This window comes from Jannaschia faecimaris (assembly GCF_900107415.1).
Classification (GTDB): Bacteria; Pseudomonadota; Alphaproteobacteria; order Rhodobacterales; family Rhodobacteraceae; genus Jannaschia; species Jannaschia faecimaris.
Genome location: NZ_FNPX01000035.1, coordinates 1 through 10,787, shown reverse-complemented (window position 1 = coordinate 10,787; position 10,787 = coordinate 1). Strand labels below are relative to the sequence as shown.

The 10,787-nt window shown below is 61.2% G+C and carries 9 protein-coding genes and 2 pseudogenes; 5 read left to right on the top strand and 6 right to left on the bottom strand.

Going from position 1 to position 10,787, the window contains the following annotated elements:
- The 6 genes and pseudogenes from BLV27_RS18570 to BLV27_RS19955 form a co-directional block, all read right to left on the bottom strand.
- Window positions 1-126: pseudogene (locus BLV27_RS18570) on the bottom strand (IS6 family transposase); the annotation flags it as partial.
- 313 nt (window positions 127-439) lie between these two features.
- Entirely contained in the window at window positions 440-685 is a 246-nt protein-coding gene (locus tag BLV27_RS18565) for an acyl carrier protein (protein WP_092647973.1), read from the bottom strand.
- Entirely contained in the window at window positions 682-1,929 is a 1,248-nt protein-coding gene (locus BLV27_RS18560) for a dihydrolipoamide acetyltransferase family protein (RefSeq protein ID WP_092647972.1), read from the bottom strand. Before BLV27_RS18560 ends, BLV27_RS18565 begins: the two co-directional genes overlap by 4 nt.
- 4 nt (window positions 1,930-1,933) lie before the next feature.
- Complete coding sequence (pdhA, locus tag BLV27_RS18555) at window positions 1,934-3,934, bottom strand: pyruvate dehydrogenase (acetyl-transferring) E1 component subunit alpha (RefSeq protein ID WP_092647971.1); 2,001 nt, start codon at window positions 3,932-3,934, stop codon at window positions 1,934-1,936.
- Window positions 3,931-5,673: an acetate--CoA ligase gene (acsA, locus tag BLV27_RS18550; RefSeq protein ID WP_092647970.1), complete on the bottom strand. Its 1,743-nt coding sequence runs from the start codon at window positions 5,671-5,673 to the stop codon at window positions 3,931-3,933. The genes pdhA and acsA overlap by 4 nt, the downstream gene beginning before the upstream one ends.
- Window positions 5,674-5,852: 179 nt before the next feature.
- Window positions 5,853-6,370: pseudogene (locus BLV27_RS19955) on the bottom strand (DDE-type integrase/transposase/recombinase); the annotation flags it as partial.
- Between the two features lie 218 nt (window positions 6,371-6,588).
- Between BLV27_RS19955 and BLV27_RS18535 the strand changes: the two are divergent.
- From BLV27_RS18535 to BLV27_RS18515, 5 genes are read left to right on the top strand one after another with little or no spacing between them, the layout of a single operon-like run.
- Entirely contained in the window at window positions 6,589-8,199 is a 1,611-nt protein-coding gene (locus tag BLV27_RS18535; protein WP_092647967.1) for a glutamate synthase-related protein, read from the top strand.
- Window positions 8,196-8,576, top strand: a complete 381-nt coding sequence (locus BLV27_RS18530; RefSeq protein WP_092647966.1) for a hypothetical protein — start codon at window positions 8,196-8,198, stop codon at window positions 8,574-8,576. The genes BLV27_RS18535 and BLV27_RS18530 overlap by 4 nt, the downstream gene beginning before the upstream one ends.
- The gene (locus tag BLV27_RS18525; RefSeq protein WP_092647965.1) at window positions 8,573-9,625 is read left to right on the top strand and encodes a Rieske 2Fe-2S domain-containing protein; all 1,053 of its coding nucleotides are present in this window, start codon (window positions 8,573-8,575) and stop codon (window positions 9,623-9,625) included. Before BLV27_RS18530 ends, BLV27_RS18525 begins: the two co-directional genes overlap by 4 nt.
- Entirely contained in the window at window positions 9,622-10,386 is a 765-nt protein-coding gene (locus tag BLV27_RS18520; protein WP_092647964.1) for a hypothetical protein, read from the top strand. Before BLV27_RS18525 ends, BLV27_RS18520 begins: the two co-directional genes overlap by 4 nt.
- Entirely contained in the window at window positions 10,383-10,667 is a 285-nt protein-coding gene (locus BLV27_RS18515; RefSeq protein WP_092647963.1) for a hypothetical protein, read from the top strand. The genes BLV27_RS18520 and BLV27_RS18515 overlap by 4 nt, the downstream gene beginning before the upstream one ends.
- The last annotated feature ends 120 nt before the right edge of the window (window positions 10,668-10,787 follow it).

The window sequence follows — 10,787 nt, the reverse complement described above, 5'->3', positions numbered from 1 at the left end:
ACCACGCTCGTGCAGAAGATCTTCGACGTTGCGAAGCGAAAGCGGGAACCTGACATAGAGCATCACGGACAGGCGGATGATCTCGGGGCTCGTCTCGAAGTACTTGAATGGGGAGCGATTGGTCATCGGGGCAGGGCAGGGGGGCTCGCTACTCCGTCTCAAGCCAACTTGCTCTGACAGGACCCGCAGAAGTGCTTCTTATGCCAAGTCGATCCTGGCAGACCAGCGGGTCCGAGGGCGGATAATCGCAAGCATGCGGCCCAAATCATCCGCTGAAAAGACGACCCCATCCTGATGGCCGGACAGATGCCTCGCGCGATGAAGCATCATCCCTTCGTCAATGATCGTGGCAAACTATTTGGGCCATCAGGGCGCATAAAGCCGGGACAACGCCAAGTGCCGACGGTTGGGACCGGATACTTAATGGCGCGGAAGGGCGTCAGCCGATCCGCCCTTTCAGATATGCGACCGCGCGCGCCAGAGTGGCGATTTTCGGATAGTCTATCTCGGGTATGTCGACGCCGAGTCGTTGGTGAAGCGCGGTAACAAGGGTCAGGAAATCCATCGAGTCTAGTTCCAGATCGTCTTGCAGGTGATCCTCTTCGCCGATTTCGCCCAACTCAATGTCCGGGGCGATCTGCGTCAGTTCTTCCAGAAAGGCTGTTCGGATGTCTGCATCGGTCATAGGGCCTCCGGAGTCTGTAGTGCGGCGTCGATTGCAGCCAGGAACTTGGCACCGCGACGTCCGTCGCTGACACGGTGGTCGGCGGAAAGCGTAACAGTAACGGTCATCCGTGGGGTGATCGTGTCACCAATTATCCATGGCCGGGCAACCGGTGCGCCAAAGCCGACGATGGCGACCTGCGGCGGGTAAATCACGGCCGCCATAGCATCGGCACCGGTGTCGCCCATCGCAGAGATGGTGATCGTTCCATCGGTCATTTCCGTAGATCGCAGCCGCCCGCTGCGCGCGCGTACGACCAAATCCCGCATCCGCGCCATTAGGGTGTCAAGCGGCAGGGTTTCGGCATCATGCAGTGCAGGTGCCACAAGGCCGCCACCGCGCAGTGCAACCGCGACGCCAGCGTTGACGCTTTTTGCGGCGTGAAAACCTTCGGCATCGTAGTGACCATTCATCTGCGCGACCTGTGAGGCGGCAAGAGCAGAGGCCTTGACGAACAGTGCCGCCGTCAAGAGGCGCTTATCGGGCGTGCGCTCTGCATTCGTCGCGGCAAGCCAGTTGATCGCGGCTTGCAGGTCAATGGTCTGCGTCAGGTAGTAATGCGGGATCTCGCGTTTTGAACGGGCCATTGCGTTGGCGATAGCCTTGCGCATCGCGGCCATATCAAGCCCAGGCTTGGCGCTGGCCTTTGCGGGCGCGTCCCTGACCGGTGCGGGTTCCGCAGCTTCGACATCCTCCAAAAGAATTGCGCCGCCGGGTCCAGTGCCAAAAAGCGACGCGAGATCGATCCTGAGCTCGGCGGCGCGTACCCTTGCAGCGGGAGACGCGGAGGGGGCTTGGCCAGCCTGTTGCACAACGGTCGGCGCTGACGCCATGGTCACTGGCGTTGAAGCCATCGGTGCCGGTTCTTCGGCAGGTCGGGCGGATTGAGCGGGTGCGTTTGCTTCGGCTTCCGGCTTGGTGGGAGCCTCGGGTTCCGCTGCGAGCCTGGCCGTGGTTGCAGTGTCTTCGCCGGGCCCCCGGATCGTTGCCAAGGGCGTGCCCACAGCAAGCGTGGTCCCGATCTCTGCGTCGAGGGATTCGACCGTACCCTCCTCAAAGCATTCGATTTCAATCGCGCCCTTCTGGGTTTCGACCACCGCGACCACATCGCCCCGGGTGACGGTGTCGCCCGGCTTGATCATCCACTCGATCAGAGTGCCCGCCTCCATGTCGGCCCCGAGCGAGGGCATGGCGAAAACGGCCATCAGATCACCCCTTTCCCATCGCCGTACGCGCGGCGGCAACGATGCCGGCGGGCTGCGGGATCGCGGCTTGTTCCAGATGTGCGGCATAGGGGATCGGCACTTCGACAGAGCAGACCCGCCCCACCGGGGCATCAAGCCGCCAGAAGGTGCCTTCGGTAATCCGCGCCGATACCTCGGCCGCAAGTGAGCCGGTGCGCCATCCTTCATCCACGACCACGGCGCGGCGGGTCCGCCTAACCGAAGCCAGGATGGTCTCCTCATCAAGCGGGCGCAATATGCGCAGGTCGATCACTTCTGCGTCGATCCCCTCTTTGGCCAACTCCTCGGCCGCTTCCAGAGTCTTGAAGAGCGAGCCGCCATAGGTGATCAGAGATACATCCTTGCCCGGCCGCCGGATCGCGGCCTTGTCGATTTCGACGGCACCGGCGTTTGCGGCGATCTTGCCGGCCATGTTGTACAGCATGACGTTCTCAAAGATCAGAACCGGATCGGGATCTTCGAGCGCGGTCAGCAGCATGCCGCGAGCATCCTCTATTGTCGCGGGTGCCAGCACCTTCAGCCCCGGAATATGCGCATACCACCCTTCCAGCGAATGGGAGTGCTGCGCGGCCAATTGCTTGCCCGCGCCGGTCGCCATGCGGATCACCACCGGACAGCCGAACTGGCCGCCCGACATGTGCCGGATGGTGGCAGCGGTGTTCAGAATCTGATCCAGCGCCAGCATGGAGAAGTTGACTGTCATCAGTTCCACGATAGGCCGCATTCCTGCCGCTGCCGCGCCGATGCCCGCGCCGGTAAAGCCCAATTCCGACAGCGGTGTGTCGCGGATACGGTCCTCACCAAATTCCGTCATCAACCCCTTGGAAACCGCGTAACAGCCCCCGTAGGCACCGACGTCCTCGCCCATCAGGAAAACGCGATCATCCTTTGTCATCGCCTCGCGGATCGCCTGTTTGACGGCCTCGCGGTAGGTCGTTTCAATTGTGTCTTTCGCAGGCTCGGGCGCGACGGGCGGCACGGCGGGGGGCTCGGCCATGACGTGTTTCGTCAGGGTCCCGATCGGTTCCCACGCTCCGGCTTCGGCGAATGCCACCGCCTCGGCGATCTCGGCGTCGATCTCAGTTGTTATCCCGGCGATATCTGCTTCTTGGATCAAACCGTTTTTCAGCAACCAGCCCTGAAAACGCACGATTGGGCCCTTTTCGCGCCACTCTGCGACTTCGGCCTTGTCGCGATACAACTGAGCATCGAACATCGAATGTGGGCGAAAACGGTAGGTCCGCGCCTCCAGCAGATACGGGCGCCCTGTTTCCCTGATCTTCGCGATCACGCGGCGGGTGGCTGCCTCGACGGCGACGACGTCCATTCCATCGACCACTTCGCTTTCGATGCCATAGGCTGCGGCCTTGGCATGGATGTCGGTCTGCGATTCCGTGCGCGCCAGCGCCGATCCCATCGCATAGCCGTTGTTCTCGCAGACCCAGAGCACAGGCAGATCCCAAAGTTCGGACAGGTTCATCGCCTCGTGAAATTCGCCTTCGGCGACGGCACCCTCCCCAAAGAAACAGGCGGTAACGTTCTTTTCGCCGGTCATCCGATCTGCCAGTCCCAAGCCCGCCGCCAGCGGCAGGCCGCCGCCGACAATCGCATTGCCGCCGTAGAAATTGCTGCCCGCGTCGAATAGATGCATCGACCCGCCGCGCCCGCCCGAACAGCCGTTGGCCTTACCATACATCTCGGCGAGGATCGGCCCCATTGCGACGCCGCGCGCCAATGCATGTCCGTGCTCGCGGTAGGTTGCGACGATACGGTCACTGGCTTCGAGAACCGGGATCACGCCAATCGCCACCGCTTCCTCACCATCGTAAAGATGCAGGAAGCCGCGGATTTTTTCACGCGTGTACAGCTCGGCGCATTTATCCTCAAAGCGGCGGATACGGATCATCCCCCGCAACAGGTCTTGCACATGGTCCCGGCTTAGATGCGGTTTTATCCCTGTTTTCATTTCTCATCTGCCTCCAGCGTGGAAACATCGCCTTCGGGCAGGCCAAGTTCGCGGGCCTTGAGGAGGCGGCGCATGATCTTGCCCGATCGGGTCTTGGGAAGCTGTTTGCGAAACACGATTTCACGCGGCGCAACGGCCGCGCCAAGCCTATGTCGCGCAAAGCCCCGGATATCCCGCTCCAACGCCTCGGACGCCTCGAAACCGGGGTTCAACGCGACATAGGCTTTCACAACCTCACCAGCCGTCTCATCGGGGATGCCGATTATAGCGGCCTCGGCGATTGCCTCATGTTCGATCAGCGCGCTTTCCACCTCGAACGGTCCGATAAGATGGCCCGATGACTTGATCAGGTCATCGGCGCGGCCAACGAACCAGAAATATCCATCCTTGTCCTGTAAGGCGAGGTCGCCGGACAGATACCAGCCATCGACAAAGCATTTGTCATAGCGGGCCTGTTCGTTGAGGTAGCTGCGCATCATCGAAGGCCAGCCGGGACGCAGCGCCAATTCGCCGATCTCGCCCGGCTTGCACGCGCGCACGCTGCCATCTTCGCGACTGACGATCCCGGCATCGATGCCTGGCAAGGGCTTGCCCATCGAGCCGGGATGGATGTCCATTCCGGCGGTATTGGCGATCATGATACCGCCTGTCTCGGTCTGCCACCAATTATCGTGGAACGGCTTGCCGAATACATCTCTGCTCCAGATAACAGCTTCGGGGTTCAAGGGCTCGCCGACACTTGCGAGAAACCGCAGCTGACTGAAATCATAGGAATTCGCAGCGTCTTTACCCGCCCGCATCAGCATGCGGATCGCAGTGGGCGCAGTATACCAGACCTGTACACCTTCGTTTTGCAGGATGCCGTACCAGCGGTCGAGGTCGAATTCCGCCTCGTCGACGATCATCGTTACCCGGTTCACCAAGGGCGAAATAATGCCATAGGACGTGCCTGTGACCCAGCCTGGATCAGCCGTGCACCAGTAGATATCGCCGGGCTTCAGGTCGAGCGCGAAGCGCCCCGTTGCGGCATGGGCCACGACCGCGCCATGCACATGAACCGCACCCTTGGGCTTGCCGGTCGTGCCAGAGGTAAAATGGATCAGCGCCACGTCATCTTCCGTGGTTCTCGCCGTCTCGAACGTGTCGGCGGCGGCATCCATCTCCGGGCGTAGCGCCACACAATCCTCGGGCAGGCCGCCATCGCCCACGATCAGCACGAGCTTCAGTGAACCAAGCTTCTTGCGCCAAGGGGCGACTTTCTTGCGGTATAGCGCCGCCGTAGTGACGAGAACGTTGCCCTCACCGATCTCCATCCGCGACTTGATCGGCTCGGGGCCAAATGCGGCAAACAACGGGGTGAATGTCATGCCAGCCTTCAGCGTGCCAAGGGCCGCAGCATAGAGCTCTGGCACCCGTCCCAGCAACGAATAAACCCGCGCGCCGGGTTTCAGGCCATGCTGGGTCAGCACGTTTGCGAAACGGGACGCATCGCTGGCAAGGGCGGCATAGGTGATGTCGCGCTGATTGCCGTGTTTGCTGAGCCAGCGGATCGCGGCCTGATCGCCATGGCCCGCAGCGACGTGGCGATCAAGCGCCTCATACGCAATATTAAGCCCGCCACCCGGCAATCCGTCCAGCTTGTCGCGCGCGTCATCCCAGCTAAATCGGGCGCGGACCGCATCCGTCAGATTTGCTGCCGCTCGTGTTGCATCGTCCTTGGACACTGTCGGACAGGTCATGATTGCCCTCCTCTTGGAGAGCCTATTGACCCCGGGCACATGTCACCTTGACAGAAATCAACAACATCCAGCGCGTGTGGCGTCAGCCGAAGTCGAACCATCTTCTGCTGGGGCAGAGATGCTGCCCCTTCTAGCGCGCGAAGGCCACGCCAGTCGGGAAGAGCAGCGGCGCGGATCAGCTAGAAATTGGGTGGACTAGAGAGGCTGCGTTCCTGATTAAAGTGATTGTTGAAGGAAGCGTGGATAGCGTCGGATTTTTGTAAACGTCGCATTCGCCTGTAACGGAGCATCGGCCTCTCCCGCCGTGGAAACGGCAAGCTCGAATTCTCCGCCCGATTTTTCAACCAACGGCCAGTCTCCTGTCGGGGATCCGCACCGATCCCCTTCAAGGCGGCACCGTCGGAGCGGAGCCGGTCGGTGACGATAACCTCCGGTCGGCCGTGCTTGCGCATTGCTTTCTTGAGGAATTTCAGCCGGCCTTCTTGTCGCGGCTCTTCGTAACGAAGCTCTCAAGCACTTCGCCTTCGTGATCGACCGCGCGCCACGGATAATGTCGCTCGCCGTTTGTCTTCACGAAAATCTCATCCAAGTGCCACCGTTAGCGGTTGGATTTCATTTTCTTGATGCGACGCTTGCGGATCTCGGCAGCGAACAACGCCCCGAACCTGTGCGACCAGATGCGGACAATCTCGTGGCTCGTCTACAAGTATCTGAAACGGAAATATTCGGTAATCGGGGCTGGCAGGAGGCGTGCCACCATCCCCTTATGCCAAGTTGCTCTGACAACACCGGCAAGCTAACGTCTTGGGGAAGTATCAGGCATGCGCAATTTTATAGGGACGCAACCGAGAGGCCGTACGATCAAGAATGTTGTGGTGCATGCTTCTGGACGGCGAAAGACAATCGGGGACGTAGATGAACAAGACAGCCATTTTCAAGCTCAGCGCACTTGCCGACCGCGATCCCGAATATGCCATCGTCGGCGAAGTGGACCTCGTGGTTGTCCGTTTCGACAATCAGGTTTCGGTGTTCTACGGTCGCTGCCTTCATCGCGGCGCGCTGATGTCGGATGGCTATGTGCGTGGTGATGACCTGATTTGTGGCGTTCACAATTGGGACTATCGGCTCGACAGCGGTGTATCTGCCTATGCAAATGATGAAAAACTGCCGAAGTTCGAGAGCTGGGTCGAAGGCGACGACGTACTGGTGGATGCCGACGAGATCAACGCCTGGGGCCACGCCAACCCGCAGCCCTACGACCGCGACGCTTATCTTGGGCTCTATGCCGATCCGACCCATGGGACGACCGAAGAACCCTATAACGGGATGATCCAGCGCTATGCCAGGGACGGCCTGTCCAAAACCGGGCACCACGGCATCGTGGATTCCATGGGCGTACCCAGGGCCGACCTGCCCGATTGGGACGACATCCAAATGCTGACAGCGCAACTCGCCATGCCGCCACTTCTCGATGACCATGATGTCGGCACCGATGTCGTCATCGGGCCGAACGCTCAAAAACCGCTGCGACTGAAAATCCCGCTCTTTGTGTCCGATATGAGCTTCGGGGCCCTGTCGGAACCCGCCAAGATAGCGCTCGCGCGCGGCGCGGAGCTTGTGGGGACAGGCATATGCTCGGGCGAAGGCGGCATGTTGCCCGAAGAGCAGGCGGAGAATTCCCGCTATTTCTACGAGCTGGCCTCAGCCCGGTTCGGGTTCAGCTGGGACAAGCTGGACAGGGTGCAAGCCTTCCATTTCAAGGGCGGGCAAGGTGCCAAGACCGGGACCGGAGGGCACCTGCCAGGCGACAAGGTGCAGGGCAAAATCGCAGAAGTACGTGGGCTCGCGGAGGGAACCGATGCCGTTTCGCCCGCGCGTTTTCCAGACTGGACCGACGTTAGTCAGATCAAGGCTTTTGCGGACGAGGTGCGCGACCGAACAGGCGGCATCCCCATCGGCTACAAGCTGTCGGCCCAGCATATCGAAAATGACATCGATGCGGCCCTTGCAGTGGGCGTCGACTACATCATCCTTGATGGGCGCGGTGGCGGCACGGGGGCGGCCCCAGTCATCTTCCGCGACAACATCTCGGTCCCGACGATCCCGGCATTGGCGCGTGCCAGAACGCATCTTGACCGACTTGGCCGCAGTGACGTCACGCTCGTGATCACCGGTGGCCTGCGCAAACCGGCGGATTTCATCAAGGCCATGGCTCTCGGGGCGGACGCGATCGCGGTTTCCAACGCCGCCATGCAGGCGATCGGCTGTCTGGCCATGCGCGCCTGCCAAACCAACAATTGCCCCGTGGGCATCGCGAGCCAGAAACCCCATCTGGTCAACCGTCTGGTGGTTGATAGATCCGCGCAGCAACTGGCCAATTTCTTCGCCGCGTCGGTGGAATTGATGCAGGTTATGGCCCGTGCCTGCGGCCACGACCACCTGTCCAAATTCAACCGAGACGACCTGACGACGTGGAAAAAGGACATGTCGGACCTGTCCGGCATCCCCTTCGGTGGTATCGCGTGAGCCAAGCCGAAGCGATCCTTCTGCTGGTCAAACTTTGGGGCGCGGCCGGTGCGTTGGTCGCGCTGCCGTTCCTGGCGTTCGGGATCGACCGCGTGGACGAGGACGCGCGTGGAGCATATGTCTTTCGGCCCCTTTTGGTGCCAGGCATCGTGATGGTCTGGCCTTTCGTTCTATGGCGCTGGTACGTGCTTGCGACCGGGAGAGACGCGTGGCCGGAGCGGTACCGTCCGCGTAGGAGCAACCATCGATGGGTCGCTCTTGCCATGCCCGTCGCGATCGTCGTGATCATCGGCGCGGGCCTGTCGGTCCGTCAGACGTGGCCCTCTGACATCAGCCCCGAAAGGCTGGCCCCGCCACCGGGTGAGGCCAGCCAATGAGCGTCAAGTACATCCCAGTCCAGTGGAACCGAAACAAATGGCTTTATGACGGGATCATGCTCACGGGTGTCGTCGTGTTCCTATGGATGTTTCTGTTCATAAGCCCCGAGTTGCTCAACCACGAATTCCCGATCAACGCGCAAATCCACAACGCCCGCGCTTTCGGGGCCTGCGCCTTCGTGATGTTGACAGTGATCCTGTGCATCGGCCCGCTGGCGCGCATCGACCGCCGCTTCCTGCCGCTGCTTTATAATCGCCGCCATTTCGGGGTGATGACGCTTTTCGTAGCGATTACTCATGCCAGCTATATTCTGAACTGGTATTTCGCTTTCTCCAGTGCGGACAAATACGAAACGCTGCTGTTTTCCAATACGAGCTATGGGCAGTTGGCGGGGTTCCCGTTCGAGGTGTTCGGCGTTTTCGCGCTGATCTGCCTCGCTATTCTGGCGACCACCAGCCATGATTTCTGGCTCAAATTCATGACTCCGCCGGTTTGGAAGCGCCTGCACAGCCTGATCTACTTTGCCTACGTGGCGGTCGTAGCCCATGTCAGCCTCGGCGTCCTGCAGGACGCACAGAACCAGACCTTCGCGGTAATCTTCATCGGCGGAGCCTTGGCCGTCGCAGGCTTGCATGCCTACGCTGCGCTCCTGGACATGCGGGGGGGCGACGCTGAGGGCCTCGACGCGGAAGGTTGGGTCGACATCTGCGATGCGGCCGACATCGCCGACGGCTTCGCCAAGGTGGTCATCTTGCCCGGAGGTGACCGCGTCGCGGTCTTTCGACAGGGCAATCGGCTCAACGCCATCTCCAATGCCTGCGCCCACCAGAACGGGCCGTTGGGCGAGGGGCGCGTGCTAGATTGTCTGGTGACTTGCCCATGGCATGGGTTTCAATACGACGTGACCAATGGACGTTCGCCAGCGCCATTCACCGAGATGTTGCCCACATATAACCTCCGGCTTAGTGGCAGGATGGTCCAGGTGCAGCCGGACGCCAATCCGCCCGGAACCTTTGTCGAACCCGTCACCGTGGAGGCCATGGCGTGAGCGACCAGGAAACGCCATTCTTCGTGGGCTACCTGCCGGTTCCGGGACCTTTGCGAGGGTTCCTGTTGCTGGTGTCGGTTCTGATCTTCGGGGTCTTTTTCATGGCTGGCGTGCTCATCGGCGGCACCCAGGACGCGCCAGCCGAATCCGGGTTCCGTTTCGACTATGGCCGCCAGACGGTCACCGGCGTGATCGAACTGACGCCCTATCCGCTGCTGCGCGTGACCGAAGGCAACGATTTGATCAAGCCGGGCAAGACCTTGATGCTGACGAGCGCGGGGAAATCCGGTGCGGATGCGCGGGCCAAGGGCCTCGACGGCAAACTGGCCACCGCATCGGGCGTCATCCTGCAACGAGGCACCATGGACATGCTGCAGCTGCGCGGCGGCGGTCAGGGTCTACAAGCCGCAGAGGGTGACGCACCCGTCTTGGAAACGGAACAGCTGGGCCGTTGGAAAGTCGCGGGCGAGATCTGTGATGGCAAATGCCTGAACGGTGCCATGCGACCGGGGCGCGGATTGGCCCACAAGGCCTGTGCCAACATCTGCCTGATTGGGGGGGTGCCGCCTGTCTTCGTCTCGACCCAGCCCATAGAAGGCACCGACTTCATGCTGATCACCGGCCCTGACGGCACACGTCTGCCCGATGCCGCTTATGACCACGTGGGCCAGTTCATCACGCTGGAGGGCGACTTGGAACGCCGTGGCGACATACTGGTGCTGCGCATAGACACGACGACGCTGGAGCTGGTCGACGAATGAAGCACACCGCCCTCCTGGTTCTGGTTTTCTGCGCCGGCCTCACCCTGCTTTACCTGTCACGCTTCTGGTTTCTGGACCTCTGGCCCCGCAGCGGGTTGTTTGGTTGGGAGGCCTTGCCCCCCGATGGCGGCGTTCTAGGACGCTGGCTGCGAGGCACGCCGTTCGCCGCGTTCGAGCTGTTGATCTGGGCCGCGGGCGTATTCATGGTCCTGACATACCTGCAACGACTCATCGACTTCATGGCCACTGCCCCAGAGGGGGATGATCACGATGACCCGTGACCTACGCAATTGGTTTCTTACGGGCCGGTGGTGTCAGACGGATTCGAACCCGTCTCTGCAAGGACAATGAAGCTGCCCCTTATGCCGCGCCGAGGGCGCGCCACTCTGCGAGAGCGGCGG

Coding starts and splice junctions, on each gene's coding strand:
- BLV27_RS18565 (WP_092647973.1), bottom strand. CDS start 685: ATGACCGATGCAGACATCCGAACAGCCTTTCTGGAAGAACTGACGCAG.
- BLV27_RS18560 (WP_092647972.1), bottom strand. CDS start 1,929: ATGGCCGTTTTCGCCATGCCCTCGCTCGGGGCCGACATGGAGGCGGGC.
- pdhA (WP_092647971.1), bottom strand. CDS start 3,934: ATGAAAACAGGGATAAAACCGCATCTAAGCCGGGACCATGTGCAAGAC.
- acsA (WP_092647970.1), bottom strand. CDS start 5,673: ATGACCTGTCCGACAGTGTCCAAGGACGATGCAACACGAGCGGCAGCA.
- BLV27_RS18535 (WP_092647967.1), top strand. CDS start 6,589: ATGAACAAGACAGCCATTTTCAAGCTCAGCGCACTTGCCGACCGCGAT.
- BLV27_RS18525 (WP_092647965.1), top strand. CDS start 8,573: ATGAGCGTCAAGTACATCCCAGTCCAGTGGAACCGAAACAAATGGCTT.
- BLV27_RS18515 (WP_092647963.1), top strand. CDS start 10,383: ATGAAGCACACCGCCCTCCTGGTTCTGGTTTTCTGCGCCGGCCTCACC.